Below are 18,202 nucleotides of genomic sequence, written 5' to 3'. Positions count from 1 at the left end.
CCCCGACCACCGGAGGCCGTCATGCCCACCACCGCACCGGACGCGTTCGGCTTCACGGCCCCCTTCGACCGGACCGGGACGGGCAGCAGCAAGTGGGCCCGCGCGGGGGCGCCCGGGGTGATCGCGATGGGCCTGGCGGACATGGACCTGCCCGGGCCCCCGGCCGTGGCCGCCGCGCTGGAGCGCCGGGCCCGCCACCGCGCGTACGGGTACACGGTGTGCGACCCGGCCGGGCGGGCTCTGGTGGCCCGCTGGTACCGCTCGCGGCACGGCGTCGAGGTGGATCCGGACTGGGTGCTGCTGCTGCCCTGCGGCCCGCGCACCGCCCTGCGCCTGCTGCTGGAGACCGTGCGCCCGCAGGCGCCGGTGCTGTTCCCGACGCCGGAGTGGGGCGGCTTCGCCCAACTGTGCCGGGCGGCCGGCCTCCCGTACCGGGAACTGCCCCTGGCCGTCGGCCCGGACGGCTACCGGCTCCCGGACGGCCCGCTCCCCCACCCGGCCGGAGCCGTTCTGCTGAGCAGCCCGCACAACCCCTCCGCCCGGGTCTGGCCGACCGCCGAACTGCGGTCCCTCGCCGAGCGGGCGGCGGAGGCCGGCGCGCTGCTGGTCTCGGACGAGGTGCACGGCGATCTCACCCACCCCGGGTACGTCCACCCGGTGGCGGTGGCCACCGTCGACGCGGCGCTCCGGCCCCGGGTGGTCACGCTGAACTCGGTCGGCAAGACCTTCAACTGCTCCGGCCTGCCGAGCAGTTTCGCGCTCGTCCCCGATCCGGGCCTGCGCGCCCGGTTCACCGAGGTGCTGGCCGGCTTCGGCCTCTGGGAGGGCGGTCTGCTGGAGCAGACCGTCCAGCGGGCGGCGCTGGCCGAGGGCGGGCCGTGGCTGGACGCACTGCTCGCCCACCTCGCCGCCGCCCGCGCCCGGCTCACCGGTCGGCTGGGGACCGCCGTCCGCTCCGCGCCGCAGTCCTCCTACCTGCTCTGGCTGGACGCCGCCGCCCTGGGGCTGCCGCCGGACGGGGCCCGCCGGGCGCTGCTGGAGCGCTGCGGCCTGGAGGCCTCGGACGGCGCCGAGTTCGGCCCCGGCGGCCGGGGCGGGCTGCGGCTGAACTACGCCCTGCCGGGCCCGGTGCTGGACGCCGTCCTGGAGCGCCTCGACCGACGGTGACCGAACCGCCGGGGCACCCGCCCGACGCCCGCGCGCCCTCTGCTCACCGACGTCCCTCGACGCTCCCGCCCGGCACCCCGCGCACGCCCGGAAAGCCGCCCCGGATCCCCGGATTCACCCGATCGCGCCACCCCTGACCTGCAGAAACGAACGTTCACACGATATTTGCGAAGCGCCCCCGCATGCTCCGTAGCAGACTGGGCAGGGTAGTTCGGGCCGCAATCCTGACCCCGAGGATGGTAAGTCCGGTGATACCGACATCCCGCACCACTCCGCCCGACCGGCAGAGCCCCCCAGCGCCCCCGCCGGGGGTGACCCCGCTGACCGAGTCGGGGGCGCTCAGCCACGTGTCGGGCGTCTGCTTCAAGATCGGACCGCCCCGGCTGGTGGGCGTCGAGGTCGAGTGGTTCGTCCACGACGACCGATGTCCCGGCAAGCCCGTCCGACCGGAACTGGTCCACGCCGCACTGGAGTCGCTGCCACTCGGCGGCCCGGACGGGGCCTCGCTCCCCTCCGGCTCGCGGCTCACGCTCGAACCCGGCGGGCAGGTCGAGCTCAGCTCCCCGCCCGCCACCGGCCTCCTGGCCTGCGTCGAGGACACCCGACGCGATCTGACCGCCCTGCGGGCCGCCTTCGCGGCGCAGGGCCTGCGCCTCACCGGCACCGGGACGGACCCGCTGGCCCGCCCCCGCCTGATGGTCCTGGACCACCCCCGCTACCTCGCGATGGAGCGGTTCTTCGACTCCGCCGGCCCCTGGGGCCGGATCATGATGACCGGCACGGCCTCGGTGCAGGTGTGCCTGGACGCCGGCGACGCGGGCGGCCCGCACGCGGTGGAGCGCCGCTGGCGGCTGACCCACCTGCTCGGCCCCGTCCTGGTCGCCGCCTTCGCCAACTCCCCGCTGCTGGACGGCAGGCCGACCGGTCACCGGTCCACCCGGCAGACCGTCTGGTCCCGGATGGACCCGACCCGCACGCTCGCCCCGGAGCCGGACCACGGCGACCCGCGCGAGGCCTGGGCGCGGTACGTGCTGGACGCCGAGGTGCTGTGCGTGCGCCGCCCGGAGGGGCTGCCGTGGACGGCCCCGCCCGGCCTGACCTTTCGCGACTGGGTCCGCGGCGGTGGTGAACGCCCGCCCACGCTGGCCGACTTGGACTACCACCGGACCACCCTGTTCCCGCCGGTGCGCCCACGCGGCCACCTGGAGCTGCGCATGATCGACGCCCAGCCCGGGGACGGCTGGGTGGTACCCACCGCCCTGGTCACCGCGCTGCTGGACGACCCGCCGGCCGCCGAGGCCGCGCTCGCCGCGCTGGAGCCGCTGGACCGCCCGGACGGTCCGCGCCCGCCGCGCAGCGACGTCTGGCGCCGGGCCGCGACGCTGGCCGTCGCCGATCCCGAGCTGCGCCGCGCCGCCCTGACCTGCTTCGCCGCCGCCGACGCCGCGCTGGGCCGACTGCCCGGCGCCGGACGGCTGCGCGCCGCCGTCGCCGAGTTCGCCGAGCGCTACCCCGCGCGCGGCCGCTGCCCCGCCGACGACCAGCTGGACGCCCTGCGCTCCGGCACCCGACGCACTCCTCCGGAGGAGGCCGCACCATGACCGACGTCCGCCCCCCTGCCGCCCCGGCGGCGGGCACCGAGGAGCTGCGCGAGACCATCGCGGCCGAGCTGCTGGCCGCCCGTGCCCGCACCGCCGCGCTCACCGACTGCGTCGAGGACGGCGACCTCACCGCCCAGCACTCGCCGTTGATGTCCCCGCTGGTCTGGGACCTGGCGCACATCGGCAACCAGGAGGAACTCTGGCTGCTGCGCAACGTCGGCGGCCGCGACCCGATGCACCCGGAGATCGACCCGCTGTACGACGCCTTCCAGCACCCCCGGGCCGAGCGGCCGAGCCTGCCGCTGCTGGCGCCCGCCGAGGCCCGGGCGTACGCGCACGAGGTGCGCGGCCGGGTGCTGGACCTGCTGGCGGCCAGTCCGCTGGAGGGGGCGCCGCTGCTGGACGCGGGGTTCGCGTTCGGGATGATCGCCCAGCACGAGCAGCAGCACGACGAGACGATGCTGATCACCCACCAGCTCCGCCCGGGGGAGCCGGCGCTGGCCGCTCCCCCGCCGCCGCCCGCCCCGGCGGACGCGGCCGCTCTGCCCGCCGAAGTGCTCGTCCCCGCAGGGCCGTTCACGATGGGCACCGACACCGAGCCGTGGGCGCTGGACAACGAGCGCCCCGCGCACGTGGTCGAGCTGCCCGCCTTCCTGCTGGACACCACGCCCGTCACCAACGCCGCGTACCAGCGGTTCATCGCGGACGGCGGCTACGACGAGCCGCGCTGGTGGACGCCCGAGGGCTGGGAGCACCGGCGGCGGGCCGACCTGACCGCCCCGCTGTTCTGGCGCCTGGACGGCGGCCAGTGGCTGCGGCGCCGGTTCGGCGCGGTGGAGCCCGTCCCGGCGGACGAGCCCGTCCTGCACGTCAGCTGGTACGAGGCGGACGCCTACGCCCGGTGGGCCGGACGGCGGCTGCCGACCGAGGCGGAGTGGGAGAAGGCGGCCCGGCACGACCCGGCGAGCGGCCGCTCCCGCCGCTACCCGTGGGGCGACCAGGCCCCCGGAGCCGAGCACGCCAACCTCGGGCAGCGGCACCTGCGCCCGGCCCCGGCCGGCGGCTACCCGGCGGGCGAGTCCCCGTACGGCGTACGGCAGTTGATCGGCGACGTGTGGGAGTGGACGGCCAGCGACTTCCGCCCCTACCCGGGGTTCCGGGCCTGGCCGTACCAGGAGTACTCGGAGGTCTTCTTCGGACCGGAGTACAAGGTGCTGCGCGGCGGCTGCTTCGCGGTGGCGCCGGTCGCCTGCCGGGGCACCTTCCGTAACTGGGACTACCCCGTCCGGCGGCAGATCTTCGCCGGGTTCCGCACCGCCCGCGACCTGGAGGTGGCCTGATGTGCCGCCACCTCGCCTACCTGGGTGAGCCGGTGGCGCCGCAGGAGCTGCTGGTGCACCCGCCGCACGGCCTGTACCGGCAGTCCTGGGCGCCCCGGGCGCAGCAGTACGGCACGGTCAACGCGGACGGCTTCGGCCTCGGCTGGTACGCGGACGGCGACGAGGTGCCGGCCCGCTACCGCCGGGACGGGCCGATCTGGGCGGACGCCGCGTTCGCCGACCTCGCCCGGGTGATCCGCACCCGGGCGCTGCTGGCGGCGGTGCGCTCCGCCACCGAGGGCTGCGCGGCGGGCGAGAGCGCGGCGGCGCCGTTCGCGGCCGGGCCCTGGCTGTTCAGCCACAACGGCGCGGTGGCGGGCTGGCCGGGCAAGCTGGACGCGCTGGCCGCCCTGCTCCCGCCGGCCGAGCTGCTGGAGCTGGAGGCGCGCTCCGACTCGGCGCTGCTGTGGGCCCTGGTCCTGCACCGGCTGCGGGCGGGGGCCGGGCTCGGCGAGGCGCTGGCGGGCACCGTCGCGGACGTCACCGCGCACACCACCGGCCGGCTCAACCTGCTGCTCACCGACGGCCGCACGCTCGCCGCGACCGCCTGGGGCGACACCCTGCACCACCGCGACCTGCCCGGGCTCGGCACGGTGGTGGCCTCCGAGCCGTACGACGACGCCCCCGGCTGGACGGCCGTCCCGGACGGCTCGCTGGTGGTGGTCGACGAGCGCGGCGTCACCGTCCGTCAGCTCCTCGGCCACTACTGATCCTCCATCGCCCCTTCATCTTCTGAACAGAGGACCCACCCTGTCATGGACACATTTGATCTCACCCGGCTGCTGCCCGCCGACCACTTCAGCACCGCGCTGCGCCACGACGTGCAGCACGGGCTGACCTCCGAACCCAAGTGGCTGCCGCCGAAGTGGTTCTACGACGCGCGGGGCAGCGAGCTGTTCGAGGAGATCACCCGGCTGCCGGAGTACTACCCGACCCGCGCCGAGCGGGCCATCCTGACCGCCCGGGCCGGCGAGATCGCCGCCGCCACCGGGGCCCGCACGCTGGTCGAGCTGGGCTCCGGCTCCTCCGAGAAGACCCGGCTGCTGCTGGACGCGCTGCGCGCGCTCGGCACCCTGGAGACGTACGTCCCGGTGGACGTCAGCGAGAGCGCGCTGACCGCCGCCGGCGTCGCGCTCGCCGCCGAGTACCCCGGGCTCGCCGTGCACGGCGTGCTGGCCGACTTCACCGCCCGGCTCGGCCTGCCCCCGGAGGGCGGCCCCCGGCTGGTCGCCTTCCTCGGCGGCACCCTGGGCAACCTGCTGCCCGAGGAGCGGGCGGCCTTCCTGCGCGGGCTGCGCGCGGCCCTCGACCCGGGCGACTTCCTGCTGCTCGGCACCGACCTGGTCAAGGACCCGTCGATGCTGGTCGCCGCCTACGACGACGCGGCCGGGGTGACCGCCGAGTTCAACCTCAACGTGCTCAACGTGCTCAACCGCGAGCTGGGCGCCGACTTCGACCCGACCGCGTTCGCGCACGTCGCGCGGTGGGACCCGGACCGGGAGTGGATCGAGATGCGGCTGCGCTCGCTGCGCGCGCAGACCGTGAAGATCCCGGCGCTGAACCTGCCGGTGCACTTCGACCGGGGCGAGGAGCTGCGCACCGAGGTGTCCGCCAAGTTCCGCCGGGAGCGGGTGTCCGCCGAGCTGGCGGCGGCCGGGCTGCGGCTGAGCCACTGGTGGACGGACGAGGAGGGCCGGTTCGGGCTGTCACTGTCCGCCCCGGCGTAGGGAGGGTCGGCGCAGCCTAATTTGCTTGTTCACTTTACGAATACTCAGAGCAAAAATTGAGGTTTCAGGTGTACAAGACTTAAACGAATAGGGGTTACGATCTCGGCTACCGAGCTCAGCGTTGAGTACCAGGAGTCAAGATCGTGAGCGTCACCAAGCAGCCCTCCGGGGCGGTCGAGGCCTCCGCGCCCGGCCGCCTCGGCTTCGTCGTCTTCATCACCGCCGCCGCAGCCCTCGGCGGGTTCCTGTTCGGCTACGACAGTTCCGTGATCAACGGCGCCGTCTCCGGAATCCAGGAGAAGTTCGGCGTCGGCGACGGCGTGACCGGTCTGATCGTCTCCTCCGCCCTGCTGGGCTCGGCGATCGGCGCCGCACTGGCCGGCCGGTTCGCCGACCGCTACGGCCGCATCAAGGTCATGAAGGCGGGCGCGCTGCTGTTCGCGGTCAGCGCGATCGGCTCGATGCTCCCCTTCGCCGCCTGGGACCTCGCCTTCTGGCGCGTGCTCGGCGGCGCGGCCATCGGCATCGCCTCGGTGATCGCCCCGACCTACATCGCCGAGGTCGCGCCCACCAAGTACCGGGGCCGGCTGGCCTCCTTCCAGCAGGCCGCGATCGTGCTCGGCATCGCGATCTCCCAGCTGGTCAACTGGCTGCTGGCGAACGCGGCCGGCGGCAACACCCGCGGCCAGCTGCTCGGCCTGGAGGCCTGGCAGTGGATGCTCGGCATCTGCGTCGTCCCGGCCGCGGTCTACTTCACCCTCGCCTCGGTGATCCCCGAGTCCCCGCGCTACCTGATCCAGGCCGGCCGGCTGGACGACGCCCGCGCCGTGCTCGCCCAGGTCGAGGGCCAGGACATCGACACCGACGCCCGGATCGCAGAGGTCCAGGGGCTGATCGCCTCCGACCACCGCCCGCGCTTCGGCGACCTGCTCGGCGGGCGCTTCGGCCTGCTGCCGATCGTCTGGGTCGGCATCGGCCTGTCGGTCTTCCAGCAGCTGGTCGGCATCAACGTGATCTTCTACTACTCGTCGATCCTGTGGCAGTCGGTCGGCATCGACCAGAGCAACTCGCTGCTGATCAGCTTCGTCGGCTCGGTCATCAACATCCTCGGCACCGTCGTCGCGATCCTGCTGGTGGACCGGATCGGCCGCAAGCCGCTCGCCCTGATCGGCTCGGCCGGCATGGCCGTCGCGCTCGGCGCGGCCGGCTGGGCGTTCTCCTCCGCCACCGGCAGCGGTGACAACGTCACGCTGCCCGACCTCCAGGGCACCGTCGCGCTGGTCGCCGCCAACGCCTTCGTGCTGTTCTTCGCGATGTCCTGGGGCGTCGTCGTCTGGGTGATGCTCGGCGAGATGTTCCCGAACCGCATCCGGGCCGCCGCGCTGTCCGTCGCCGCCTCCGCGCAGTGGATCGCCAACTGGGCGATCACCGTGTCGTTCCCGTCGATGTCGCGCTGGAACCTGTCGGCGACCTACCTGGTGTACGCGGCGTTCGCGGCGCTGTCGATCGTCTTCGTGGCGAAGTTCATGAAGGAGACCAAGGGCGTCCGACTGGAGGACATGGGCTGATCCGACAGTCCGACCATCGGCCCCCGCACCCTAGCGCGATCAGCGCGGGTGCGGGGGCCGAATCGTTCACTCCCTGCGGCGGCCCGGACACCTCCGGTACTCCTGTTCGCCAGGAGGGATGTGTCCTTGATCTTCAACCGGCTCCGCGCCCGCAGACCAGCCGCCGCCCCCGCCGCCCCCGCCGGCGGCTGCCCGTACGCCCACACTCACGCCCCGGCCGCGGCCCGGCCGTCGCCCCCGCCATCGTCCACGCCGCCGCCGTCGCCGTCGCCGCCATTCACCGACCCGGAGCAGGCCGCCGAGTTCATCCGCCGCTTCCATCGCGAGCAGCCCGCCACCGGGGCCCCGGACGCCCGGATACGGGCCGTCCTCGACGAGATCGGGAGCACCGGCAGCTACGAGCACACCCCCGCCGAACTCGCCTACGGCGCCAAGCTCGCCTGGCGCAACGCCGCCCGCTGCATCGGCCGGCTGTACTGGCGCAGTCTGGTGGTGCGCGACCTGCGCCACCTCGACTCGGCCGACGACATCGCCGCCGAGTGCTTCGAGCACCTGCGGCTGGCCGGCAACGGCGGACGGATCCGCCCGGTGGTCTCGGTGTTCGCCCCCGACCGCCCGGGCCGCCCTGCCGCCCGCATCGTCAACCAGCAGCTGGTCCGCTACGCCGGCCACCGGGTCGGCGACGCCGTCGTCGGCGACCCGGCCGGCACCGCACTCGCCGCCCGCGCCCGCGACCTCGGCTGGAAGTGCGCCGAGGACCGCTTCGAGGTGCTGCCGCTGCTCGTCCAGGAACGCCCCGACGAGCGCCCGCGCTGGTACGAGCTGCCGGACGACACCACCCTGGAGGTGCCGCTCACCCACCCCGCGTACGACTGGTTCGCCGGCCTGGGCCTGCGCTGGTACGCGGTGCCCGCGATCAGCGACATGACGCTGGAGATCGGCGGCGTCCGCTACCCGGCCGCGCCCTTCAACGGCTGGTACATGGGCACCGAGATCGGCGCCCGCAACCTCGCCGACGCCGACCGCTACGACCTGCTCGGCACCGTCGCCGAGCGTCTGGGCCTGGACACCTCCAGCGAGCGCACGCTCTGGCGCGACCGCGCGCTGATCGAGCTCAACATCGCGGTGCTGCACTCCTTCCAGGAGGCCGGAGTGACGATCGCCGACCACCACACCGAGTCCGAGCGCTTCCTCCGGCACGTCGCCCAGGAGAAGCGGCTCGGCCGGCCGACCCCGGCGGACTGGAGCTGGATCGTGCCCCCGGTCTCCGGCGGACTCACGCCCGTCTACCACCGGTACTACGACCCGGTGGACCCGTCGCTGCGGCCGGCCTTCCTGGCGCGCGAGCCCTGGTGAGGCGGGGGGCGGCGGGGGCAGCGGGGGCAGCGGAAACAGCGGGACGGTGGGACAGGGAGAAGGCCGGCGGCGGCGGGGTCTAGGGGCGTTCGGTGAGGCGCTCGAAGCGCAGGACGAGCCCGTCGAGCAGCGCTTCCAAGCCGGTCTCGAAGGCGCCCTCGTCCACCGTCCCGCGGTGCCCGGCCAGCCGGTGCGCCTCGCCGAGGTGCGGGTAGTCGGCCGCGTCGTACACCTCGGCGTCCGCGGGGAAGCCGGCCGCGAAGGAGGCCAGTGCCGAGCCGGTGACGAAGTAGCGCATCAGCGCGCCGATCCGGGTGGCCTGGCCGCGCGGCCAGCCGGCCTCGACCAGGTGGCCGAAGACCGCGTCGGCCAGGCGCAGCGCGTTCGGCCGGCGGCCCGGGCCCTGGGCGAGCACCGGCACGATGTTGGGGTGGGCGGCGAGGGCGGCGCGGTAGGAGCGGGCCCAGGCGCGCAGCGCGTCCGGCCAGGGCGTCGGCCGGCCGCTGGGCGTAGCGGTGGGTGCGTCGTCGGGCGTGCCGTCGGGCTTAGCGGTGGGCGTAGCGGTGGGCGGGCCGTCGGGCGCACCGAACATCGACAAGTCGACCTCGCCGATCACGCTGTCCACCACCGCGTCCAGCAGTTCGTCCTTGGTCGCGACGTGGTTGTAGAGCGAGGGACCGCTGACCGACAGTTCGGTGGCGAGGCGGCGGGTGGAGAGGGCAGCCAGGCCCTCGGCGTCGATCAGCCGCAGAGCAGCGGCGACGATGCGCTCGCGGCTGAGCAGCGGGGTGCGCGGGCGGGCCATCGGGGTGCTGCCTCCGGTTCCTCCGGTCGGGTGGGGCGGGGACCGATTCTGGCAGGTGCCCCTTCCCAGCGCGGGCCGGCCGGGGCTACAGTCCCTCCATAAAACTTGCAGCGCTAGTTTAATGGATCTGGAGCCGCCGTGAACCTGGAGCTGTCCGAGGAGCAGAGCGCCGTCCGGGACCTCGCCGCCTCCTTCACCGACCGCGAGATCGCTCCGCACGCCGCCGCCTGGGACCGTGCCGAGTCCGTCGACCGCGCGATCATCGGCAAACTGGCCGGGCTCGGCTTCCTCGGCCTCACCATCCCCGAGGATTACGGCGGCAGCGGCGGCGACCACCTCGCGTACTGCCTGGTCCTGGAGGAGCTCGGCCGCGGCGACTCGGCCGTCCGCGGCATCGTCTCGGTCACGCTCGGCCTGGTCGCCAAGTCCGTCAACGGCTACGGGACCGAGGAGCAGAAGCAGCACTGGCTCCCCCGGCTCACCTCGGGCGAGTCGCTCGGCTGCTTCGCGCTCACCGAACCCGGCACCGGCTCCGACGCGGCCAACCTCAGCACCCGCGCCGTCCGGGACGGCGACGACTGGCTGATCAGCGGCGCCAAGATATTCATCACCAACGGCACCTGGGCCGACGTCGCCCTGGTCTTCGCCCGCACCGGCGGCGACGACCCCGACCGGCAGGGCCACAAGGGCATCACCGCTTTCCTGGTGCCCACCGACCTGCCCGGCTTCACCCGCACCGAGATCCACGGCAAGCTCGGCCTGCGCGGCCAGGCCACTGCCGAGCTCGCCCTCGACCGGGTCCGGGTGTCCGACAGCGCGCGGCTCGGCGAGGTCGACAAGGGGTTCCGGGTGGCGATGTCCGCGCTCGCCAAGGGCCGGATGTCGGTCGCGGCGGGCTGCGTCGGCATCGCCCGCGCCTGCCTGGAGGCCGCCGTCCGCTACGCCGGAGAGCGCGAGCAGTTCGGCCGCCCGATCGCCTCGCACCAGCTCGTCCAGGAACTGCTGGCCGGCATCGCCGTCGACGTCGAGGCCGCCCGGCTGCTCACCTGGAAGGTCGCCGACCACATCGAACGCGGCCTGCCGTTCGCCACCGAGTCCTCCGTCGCCAAGCTCTACGCGAGCGAGGCCGCCGTCCGGGCCGCCAACAACGCGCTCCAGGTGTTCGGCGGCTACGGCTTCATCGACGAGTACCCGGTCGGCAAGTACCTGCGCGACGCGCGGGTCATGACCCTCTACGAGGGCACCAGCCAGATCCACCAGTTGCTCATCGGCCGCGCCCTCACCGGGGTCAACGCCTTCTGACCAGCCCGTTCATCCCATCCGATCAGCCAGGACGGGTCAATCGGACCACCCGGACCACCCGGATCACCCGGACCGTCCTGACTGCTCGGATCACCCTGACTGCTCGGATCACTCGGATCACTCGGATCACTCGGATTCAACCGGATAGGAGCCCGACGACGTGCGTCCCGTCTACTTCGCCGCAGCCCGCCGCACACCCATCGGCCGGCTGCGCGGAGCGCTCGCCACGGTCCGCCCGGACGACCTCTCGGCCACCGTGCTGCGCGCCCTGCTCGCCGACGTCCCCGCCCTCGACCCCGCCCGCATCGACGACGTCTACTGGGGTGCCGCCAACCAGGCCGGCGAGGACAACCGCAACGCCGCCCGGATGGCCGTCCTGCTGGCCGGCCTGCCGGAGACCGTCCCCGGCGCCACCGTCAACCGGCTCTGCGCCTCCGGGCTGGAGGCCGTCACCCTCGCCGCCCGGGCCATCGGCTCCGGCGAGGCCGACGTCGTCCTGGCCGGCGGCTGCGAGTCGATGACCCGCGCCCCCTTCGTCCTCCCCCGCCCCGACGAGGCCCTCCCGCACCGGATCGAGACCTACGACACCCGGCTCGGCTGGCGGCTCACCAACCCCCGGATGGCCGAACTGCACGGCGTGCTCAGCATGGGCGAGACCGCCGAGGAGGTGGCCGGCCGGTACGGCATCGGGCGGGAACGCCAGGACGCCTTCGCGCTGCGCAGCCACCAACGGGCCGCCGCCGCCCGCAAGGACGGCCACTTCGACGCCGAGCTGATCCCGGTCGAACGGCCCGACGGCGTGACGGTCGGCCAGGACGAGGGCATCCGCGAGGACACCAGCCTGGAGAAACTCGCCCGTCTCAAGCCCGCCTTCCGCCCCGGCGGCACCGTCACGGCAGGCAACGCCTCGCCGATGAACGACGGCGCGGCCGGGCTGCTCCTGGTCGGCGAGGAGGCGCTGCGCGACCTCGGGCTGCGACCGCTCGGCCGGTACGTGGCCGGCGCCTCCGTCGGGGTGCACCCCGACGTGATGGGCATCGGCCCGGTGCCGGCCACCCGCAAGGTGCTCGGCCGGGCCGGCTGGTCGCTGGCCGACCTCGACACCGCCGAACTCAACGAGGCCTTCGCCGCCCAGGCCCTGGCCTCCGCCGACGGCATCGGATTCACCCCCGAACAGGCCGACGAACTGGTCAACCCGAGCGGCGGGGCGATCGCGCTCGGCCACCCGCTGGGCGGCTCCGGCGCGCGCATCCTCACCACCCTGCTGCACCGGATGCGCCGCACCGACGCCCGGCGCGGCCTCGCCACCATGTGTGTGGGGGTCGGTCAGGGCACTGCCGTCCTCGTCGAGAACGTTGACTGAGTGCGGGCCCGCGTTCGCGTCCGAGTTCACGGTCGAGTCCGCGTCCGAGTTCACGTCCGAGTTCACGTCCGAGTTCGAGTTCACGTCCGAGTCCAAGGGAGCACCGGGAATGACTGAAGTAGCCGCAGTGGCTGAAGTGACGGGCCTGGCGGGCAGGTTCGCGGGGCGGGTCGCCGTCGTGACCGGCGCCGCGCAGGGCATCGGCGCGGCCACCGCCCGCCGGCTCGCCGAGGAGGGCGCGACCGTCGCCGTCGTCGACCTCACCGCCGAACGGGCCGCCGGGACGGTCGCGGAGATCACCGCCAAGGGCGGCACCGCTCGGGCGTACGGCTGCGACGTGGCCGACTACGACGCCGTCGAGGCGGTGTTCGCACAGGTCGCGGCAGACCTCGGCGGGGTGCACATCCTGGTGAACAACGCCGGGATCACCCGGGACAACCTGTTCTTCAAGATGCCGAAGGCCGACTGGGACGCGGTCCTGACCGTCAATCTGACCAGCGCGTACAACTGCAGCCACGTCGCGCAGAAGTACATGGTGGCGCAGAAGTACGGGAAGATCGTCTCGCTCAGCTCGCGCTCCGCCCTCGGCAACCGGGGACAGGCCAACTACGCGGCCGCCAAGGCCGGCATCCAGGGGCTCACCGCGACCCTCGCGATCGAGCTGGGGCCGTTCAACATCAACGTCAACGCCGTCGCCCCCGGGTACGTCGCCACCGCGATGACCGCGGCCACCGCCGAGCGGGTCGGCAGCACGGCCGAGGACCAGCACGCGGAGGTCTCCGCCCGGACCCCGCTGCGCCGGGTGGGACAGCCGGAGGAGATCGCGTCCGTGGTCGCCTTCCTGGCCAGCGAGGACGCCTCGTACGTCAGCGGGCAGACGCTGTACGTCAACGGCGGGGCGCGGTAGGGCTGGCCCGGGCGGGGATCGTCAAGAACCCCTCAGCATTAGTACGATAATACTGATGTGTCGTCACATGACCGTCCCGGGCGTGGGGTTACCTTCACCTGGGACGGTCTTTACCTTTTCGCGTGGCCGAGCATGACCATGCCTCTGATCAGGCGACCCCACCAAATGACTATGGCATGATCATGCGGCAGTCGATGGGATGGCCGGACCGACCCGACCGGACCAGGTCGGGCCCTGCGCCCCAAGGAGTCCCATGGGCAGCCCCGCCCCCCTTCGCCGTGCCCTGGCTCTGCTCGCCGTCGGGGCCACCGCCCTCACGGCCGGCACCATCGCCGTCCCGGCGGTCGGCGCCGCGACCGCCGCCCCCGCGCACGACCTCACGGGCGTCCACGTCCGCCCCGCCTCCTTCGGGCACCACAACGCCCAGGGCCGCACCGCCCCGCTGACCACCACCCAGTGCGTCAGTCAGATCGGCATCCACTGCTACTCGCCGCTGCAGTACCGGAACGCCTACAACCTGAACCCGCTGTACCAGGAGGGCATCACCGGCAAGGGCCGCACGATCGTCATCGTCGACTCCTTCGGCTCGCCGACCATCCAGCACGACCTGGAGGTCTTCGACAAGCAGTGGGGCATCCAGGACACCAACGTCGAGGTGGTCAAGTGGGGCAACGTCCCCGCCTTCGACCCCAAGAACCCCGACCACACCGGCTGGGCCGGCGAGACCACGCTGGACGTCGAGTACGCCCACGCCATCGCCCCCGACGCGCACATCGTCCTGGTCGAGACCGGTGTCGCCGAGACCGAGGGCACCACCGGTCTGCCCGAGATGATGGACGCCGAGAAGGCCCTCATCAAGGCCGGCCGCGGCGACGTCATCTCGCAGAGCTTCGGCGCCACCGAGAACACCTTCCCGGGGTACGACAAGGGCGACTTCAAGTCGCTCACCGACCTGCGCTACGCCTTCAAGGCCGCCGCCGACCACAACGTCACCGTGCTCGCCGCCTCCGGCGACAACGGCGCCACCGACGCGCAGACCAACGGCACCGACCTGTACCCGTACAAGGTCAACTCCTGGCCGTCCTCCGACCCGCTGGTCACCTCCATCGGCGGCACCCAGCTCACCCTGGACGACAACGGCGCACGCACCGCGCCCGACAAGGTGTGGCACGACAAGTCCGGCGCCGGCGGCGGTGGCGTCTCCGGCATCTTCGAGCGCCCGTGGTACCAGGCCGGCGTCGCCAACGTCACCGGCAACCACCGCGGCACGCCCGACATCAGCATGAGCGCGGCCGTCGACGGCGGCGCCTGGACCTACGAGTCCTACGACCCGACCTCCGTCGGCTGGCACCTCACCGGCGGCACCAGCGAGGCCACCCCGCTGTTCTCCGGCGTCGTCGCCCTCGCCGACCAGCTCGCCGGCCACCGCCTCGGCCAGCTCAACTGGCGCCTGTACGGGCTCAACCTGCTCCCGGGCGCACGGACCGGCATCACGGACGTGAAGGAGGGCGACAACTCCTGGGGCGGCGTCACCGGCTACACCGCCACCGAGGGCTACGACCTCTCCAGCGGCCTCGGCACCATCGACGGCGCGAAGTTCGTCCACGCCATCGCCGGTCGCTGACGGGCAGTGGTGGGTAGCAAGTAACAACTAACAGCGAACAGATAACAGATTTCGAAATCTGTTATCTGTTCGCTGTTTTCTGTTTTTTGTTTTCTGTTCGGTGTTAGCTGCTCGCAGCCCGGTGCCGGTCGCCGGCCCGGCCGCGCGGCGCGAAGGGTCAGACGCGGTCCGCCGAGGCGGAAGCGGGCTCCGGGGCGGGCGGCGCTGCGGGCTCCGGGGCGGCGGCCAGTTGGGCGAGGTAGCGCTCGGCGGCGCGGAGCTTACGGCCGTCGGGGCCCGGGAGGTAGGCGCGGAGCTCGATGATCTCCGGGGCGATCCGAAGGGCCGCCGCGCGGTCGGGGACCGAGCGCCAGCAGGCCTCGGCATTGGTGGCCGCCTGCTGGGTCTCCGGGTGGTCCGGCCCCCGCGAACGGAGCAGCGCCAGGGCCACCTCGCGGTAGATGTCCGCGGCCTCGGCCGGCCGGCCCGCGAGACGGCACACGTGCGCCCGGACCTGGCGCACCTGGAGGACCGGTTCGGAGACGGCGCCGTGCTCGGCGATCGCCTCCAGTTCGAGGGCGAAGGCGAGTTCGGTGGCGGCACCGTGCTCCCCGGCATCCGCGCTGCGGACGATCCGGCCGATGGCGTCCCGGTAGTCGGCACGCGGCTGGCCGGACGCCGGAGCGTCGACGGGCACCGCGTCTGCAGGCACCTCGTCCGCCGGCACCGCGCCTGCCGGCACCTCGTCCGCTGGGGCCTCCGCCACCGGGACCGCGTCCACGGGGGCCTCGTCAACGGGAGGGGCCGTGTCGTCCGGCGCTTCCACCGTCGACACCGCATCGGCGGGGGCCTCGTCAACGGGAGGGGCCTGCGTCGGGGCGGCGTCCTGCGGTTCCGCCGTCGGCGTGGCGACGTCTGCCAGCGCCTGCTCCGACTCCCGCTCCCGCCCGGACTCCAACTCCGGCTTCAACTCCGGCTCCGGCCCCGGCTGCTGGGGCTTGGCCAGCGTCGCGCCTGCGGACGGCTCGACGACCTCGGGCGTCGCGTCCGCCGGAGCGGGCTTGTGCAGGGTCACGCCAGCCCGGCCGGCCGGCTGCCCCTTCAGCAGGCTGACCGGGCGGGACGGCCTGGGCGGGGTGGGCGGCACGCCGGGCTTGACCAGGCTCACCGGACCGGCCTCGGTCGCGGGAGCCGGGGAGGCCGACGACGGCAAGGCCGAGGGCGCCACGGGCGGTTCGACGACGGCGTCCTGCGACTCCGCCCGACCCGGCACCGGCGGCACCGCCGACAGCGCGGCTGGCCCGGACGACACCACATCGGCCCGCACGGCATGGACCGGCGGCACCGCGTGAACCGGCACCACGTCAGCCGGCACCGCGTCGGCCGGCGGACCGTCGCCACGGCGGGCGGTGTTGCGGAAGACCGGCCGGTCCGGGGCGTGCGTGGCCAGGATGACGACGTCCGGCCGCAGCACCGAGTACACCTGTTGCCGCAGTTGCTCGGGCGCGAGCACGTCCCCCGCGCCGGGGTGGCCGCCGTGCAGCGCCTCGATCAGGGCCCTGGTGAAGGTGCCGATCTGCTCCGGGTCCGGGCTGACGACCGCCCACAGCGGGATGCCCTCGCTGAGCGGCGAGGCGGCGCCCTGGAGGTACGGCCAGGCGTTCTGGTCGGCGCTGAGGTCGGCGACGACGAGGGTCTGCCACTCGGCCGGGCGGTGGCTCAGCTCGGCGGCGACGGCCTGCCAGGGCAGGCCGTCCTGCTTGGAGTCGCGCAGGGTGAGCTGGAGCTGTCCGCCGCGCTTGTCGGCGACCACGTGACCGCCCAAGTGGACGAGCAGCGGCCCCGGATGGCGGGACGCGGCACGCAGGTGGGCGAGGACGGTGTGCGGGTCGCTGGCGCCGGGGAGGTGGACGGCGTCCACCGCGTCCGCGGCGAGCAGTACCTGCGGTGAGACGGCCGCGAGCATCGCGGACAGCACCGACGCCTGGGCGGGACCGCCCCGACCCCAGGTGCGGCGCCCGGAGTTGCCGTAACCGCCCTCGACGACCAGGATCCGTCCGCGCGGCGCCGCCCCCAGTCCGCCCGCACCGGGGGCGCTCACGCCCGGGGCCGGGAAGGGCGGCGGCGTGGCCGCGGACGGCGGCGCGCCCACGGCGGGCATGCCGGTGACGGTCCATCCGGTGGGCGCGGCCGGCGGCGGTCCCGGCACCGTGGCCGGAGCCGTCGGAGCCGACGGCGGGGCTGCCGGAGCGGACGGCGGGAGCGGGGGCACGGGCGGCGGCTCGTAGAGCGCGGCGGGCCCGGGCGGGTGCTCCTCGGCCGGGGTGCGCGGCGGCGGTACGGCGTCCCAGGGGCCCGAGTCCGCTGCCGGTTCGGGGCCTCCGGGGACAGCTGTCGTCTCCGCCATCTTCTGGTCACCGCCCACCCCGCCGCTTCGCGGCGTCTGATGCCCTTGCTGGGTGGTGCCTGCCACCACTCCCGTCGCGCCACCCTACGAGATCCCGGCACACCCGATCCAGGCCGGGTCTCCGATCGGCGTGCCACGCGGCCCGCTATCGTGCCGTCATGGCAGGCCCCGGTACACCTCTCCTGTTCCTCGACATCGACGGACCGCTCATCCCCTTCGGCGCGCCGCCCCCGGGCGGCTACCCCGTCTTCCGCGGCGTCTCCGCCGCCGCACCCGGCCCGGGCGTCAACCCCCTGCTGGCCCGCGTCGATCCGGCGCTCGGCGGGCGCCTGCTGAGCCTGCCGTGCGAACTGGTGTGGGCGACGACGTGGATGTCCGATGCGAACGACTGCCTCTCCCCCTGGCTCGGACTGCCGCAACTACCCGTCGTGAACTGGCCGGTGGAGGACGGCGACGAACCGGCCGGCCTGCACGGGAAGACCCGCGCGCTGGTCGCCCGGGCCGCCGGCCGTCCGTTCGTCTGGGTGGACGACGAGATCGCCGCCACCGACCGCCGCTGGATCGCAGCCCACTCGCCCGCCCCCGCGCTCCTCCACCGCGTCGACCACCAACGCGGCCTCACCGCAGCCGACTTCGCCACCCTGGACGCCTGGTTGCGCACACACCGACACGACACGCCTTAGACTCCCCGACCATCTGGACTCCCCGACCATGGACTTCGCCGCCGGACCGCCCCTGCCCTGGCACCTGACGCTGGACGGCGGGGCGGTGGTCGAGCTGTGGGCGGACGGGTACGGCGTCGAGGGCGGGGCGTACGTCTTCAGCGTGCTCGCCCGGGCCACCGTGGCGGAGCAGGGGCAGGTCGACGTCGTCGCCCGGACGCCGGCGGACCGGACCCGGGTGGGTGTGGCGGTGGCCCGGGTCCCGCTCGCCGCCGTCCGGGACGTCCACACCGCCACCGAGCGCACCGTCGACGGCCGGTGCGTCTGCCCGACCTGACCGGACTGACCGACGGGC

Annotated in this window: 15 protein-coding genes; 13 read left to right on the top strand and 2 right to left on the bottom strand. The window is 74.0% G+C overall.

From position 1 onward, the window contains the following. The first annotated feature begins 21 nt into the window (after nt 1-21). From ACFVX9_RS10520 to ACFVX9_RS10490, 7 genes are all read left to right on the top strand, one after another. Nucleotides 22-1,167, top strand: a complete 1,146-nt coding sequence (locus ACFVX9_RS10520; protein WP_387981320.1) for an aminotransferase class I/II-fold pyridoxal phosphate-dependent enzyme — start codon at nt 22-24, stop codon at nt 1,165-1,167. Between the two features lie 311 nt (nt 1,168-1,478). Further along, nucleotides 1,479-2,768 carry an ergothioneine biosynthesis glutamate--cysteine ligase EgtA gene (egtA, locus tag ACFVX9_RS10515; protein WP_387981318.1) on the top strand — a complete coding sequence of 430 codons (1,290 nt, stop codon included), beginning with the start codon at nt 1,479-1,481 and terminating at the stop codon, nt 2,766-2,768. Then, on the top strand, nt 2,765-4,108 hold the full coding sequence (gene egtB, locus ACFVX9_RS10510; RefSeq protein WP_363367232.1) for an ergothioneine biosynthesis protein EgtB: 1,344 nt from the start codon (nt 2,765-2,767) through the stop codon (nt 4,106-4,108). Before egtA ends, egtB begins: the two co-directional genes overlap by 4 nt. Beyond that, a complete protein-coding gene (gene egtC, locus ACFVX9_RS10505; RefSeq protein WP_387981316.1) occupies nt 4,108-4,857 on the top strand; it encodes an ergothioneine biosynthesis protein EgtC in 750 nt (249 codons plus the stop codon). Before egtB ends, egtC begins: the two co-directional genes overlap by 1 nt. 45 nt (nt 4,858-4,902) lie before the next feature. Beyond that, nucleotides 4,903-5,874 carry an L-histidine N(alpha)-methyltransferase gene (egtD, locus tag ACFVX9_RS10500; RefSeq protein WP_063350058.1) on the top strand — a complete coding sequence of 324 codons (972 nt, stop codon included), beginning with the start codon at nt 4,903-4,905 and terminating at the stop codon, nt 5,872-5,874. 143 nt (nt 5,875-6,017) lie between these two features. Further along, nucleotides 6,018-7,442, top strand: a complete 1,425-nt coding sequence (locus tag ACFVX9_RS10495) for a sugar porter family MFS transporter (RefSeq protein ID WP_387981314.1) — start codon at nt 6,018-6,020, stop codon at nt 7,440-7,442. Between the two features lie 120 nt (nt 7,443-7,562). Beyond that, a complete protein-coding gene (locus ACFVX9_RS10490; protein ID WP_387981312.1) occupies nt 7,563-8,798 on the top strand; it encodes a nitric oxide synthase oxygenase in 1,236 nt (411 codons plus the stop codon). A gap of 79 nt (nt 8,799-8,877) precedes the next feature. Here ACFVX9_RS10490 and ACFVX9_RS10485 read toward each other — a convergent pair whose 3' ends face one another. After that, nucleotides 8,878-9,603: a TetR/AcrR family transcriptional regulator gene (locus ACFVX9_RS10485; protein ID WP_380479357.1), complete on the bottom strand. Its 726-nt coding sequence runs from the start codon at nt 9,601-9,603 to the stop codon at nt 8,878-8,880. Nucleotides 9,604-9,741: 138 nt separating this feature from the next. On the opposite strand from ACFVX9_RS10485, the gene ACFVX9_RS10480 reads away from it, so the two are divergent. From ACFVX9_RS10480 to ACFVX9_RS10465, 4 genes are all read left to right on the top strand, one after another. Then, nucleotides 9,742-10,905, top strand: coding sequence for an acyl-CoA dehydrogenase family protein (locus ACFVX9_RS10480; RefSeq protein WP_387981311.1), 1,164 nt, complete (start codon nt 9,742-9,744; stop codon nt 10,903-10,905). A 160-nt stretch (nt 10,906-11,065) separates the two neighbouring features. Beyond that, nucleotides 11,066-12,268, top strand: coding sequence for an acetyl-CoA C-acyltransferase (locus tag ACFVX9_RS10475; protein ID WP_063350054.1), 1,203 nt, complete (start codon nt 11,066-11,068; stop codon nt 12,266-12,268). 136 nt (nt 12,269-12,404) lie between these two features. Further along, nucleotides 12,405-13,175: a 3-oxoacyl-ACP reductase FabG gene (gene fabG / locus ACFVX9_RS10470; RefSeq protein WP_380341806.1), complete on the top strand. Its 771-nt coding sequence runs from the start codon at nt 12,405-12,407 to the stop codon at nt 13,173-13,175. A 253-nt stretch (nt 13,176-13,428) separates the two neighbouring features. Beyond that, nucleotides 13,429-14,799: a S53 family peptidase gene (locus ACFVX9_RS10465; RefSeq protein WP_363367221.1), complete on the top strand. Its 1,371-nt coding sequence runs from the start codon at nt 13,429-13,431 to the stop codon at nt 14,797-14,799. Between the two features lie 157 nt (nt 14,800-14,956). On the opposite strand, the gene ACFVX9_RS10460 is transcribed toward ACFVX9_RS10465, so the two are convergent. After that, nucleotides 14,957-17,185, bottom strand: coding sequence for a hypothetical protein (locus ACFVX9_RS10460; protein ID WP_387981309.1), 2,229 nt, complete (start codon nt 17,183-17,185; stop codon nt 14,957-14,959). A 158-nt stretch (nt 17,186-17,343) separates the two neighbouring features. On the opposite strand from ACFVX9_RS10460, the gene ACFVX9_RS10455 reads away from it, so the two are divergent. Together ACFVX9_RS10455 and ACFVX9_RS10450 are read left to right on the top strand one after the other, a co-directional pair. Further along, nucleotides 17,344-17,868, top strand: coding sequence for an HAD domain-containing protein (locus tag ACFVX9_RS10455; RefSeq protein WP_387981307.1), 525 nt, complete (start codon nt 17,344-17,346; stop codon nt 17,866-17,868). Between the two features lie 28 nt (nt 17,869-17,896). Then, complete coding sequence (locus ACFVX9_RS10450) at nt 17,897-18,184, top strand: hypothetical protein (protein WP_380373941.1); 288 nt, start codon at nt 17,897-17,899, stop codon at nt 18,182-18,184. Nucleotides 18,185-18,202: the final 18 nt, after the last annotated feature.

This window comes from Kitasatospora sp. NPDC058243 (assembly GCF_042882025.1).
Classification (GTDB): domain Bacteria; phylum Actinomycetota; class Actinomycetes; order Streptomycetales; family Streptomycetaceae; genus Kitasatospora.
Note: the sequence above shows the minus strand (reverse complement) of the source record. Positions and strands in the feature narration are given on the sequence as shown.

Coding starts and splice junctions, on each gene's coding strand:
- ACFVX9_RS10465 (WP_363367221.1), top strand. CDS start 13,429: ATGGGCAGCCCCGCCCCCCTTCGCCGTGCCCTGGCTCTGCTCGCCGTC.
- ACFVX9_RS10460 (WP_387981309.1), bottom strand. CDS start 17,185: ATGGCGGAGACGACAGCTGTCCCCGGAGGCCCCGAACCGGCAGCGGAC.
- egtB (WP_363367232.1), top strand. CDS start 2,765: ATGACCGACGTCCGCCCCCCTGCCGCCCCGGCGGCGGGCACCGAGGAG.
- egtD (WP_063350058.1), top strand. CDS start 4,903: ATGGACACATTTGATCTCACCCGGCTGCTGCCCGCCGACCACTTCAGC.
- ACFVX9_RS10450 (WP_380373941.1), top strand. CDS start 17,897: ATGGACTTCGCCGCCGGACCGCCCCTGCCCTGGCACCTGACGCTGGAC.
- ACFVX9_RS10455 (WP_387981307.1), top strand. CDS start 17,344: ATGGCAGGCCCCGGTACACCTCTCCTGTTCCTCGACATCGACGGACCG.
- ACFVX9_RS10485 (WP_380479357.1), bottom strand. CDS start 9,603: ATGGCCCGCCCGCGCACCCCGCTGCTCAGCCGCGAGCGCATCGTCGCC.
- egtC (WP_387981316.1), top strand. CDS start 4,108: ATGTGCCGCCACCTCGCCTACCTGGGTGAGCCGGTGGCGCCGCAGGAG.
- ACFVX9_RS10520 (WP_387981320.1), top strand. CDS start 22: ATGCCCACCACCGCACCGGACGCGTTCGGCTTCACGGCCCCCTTCGAC.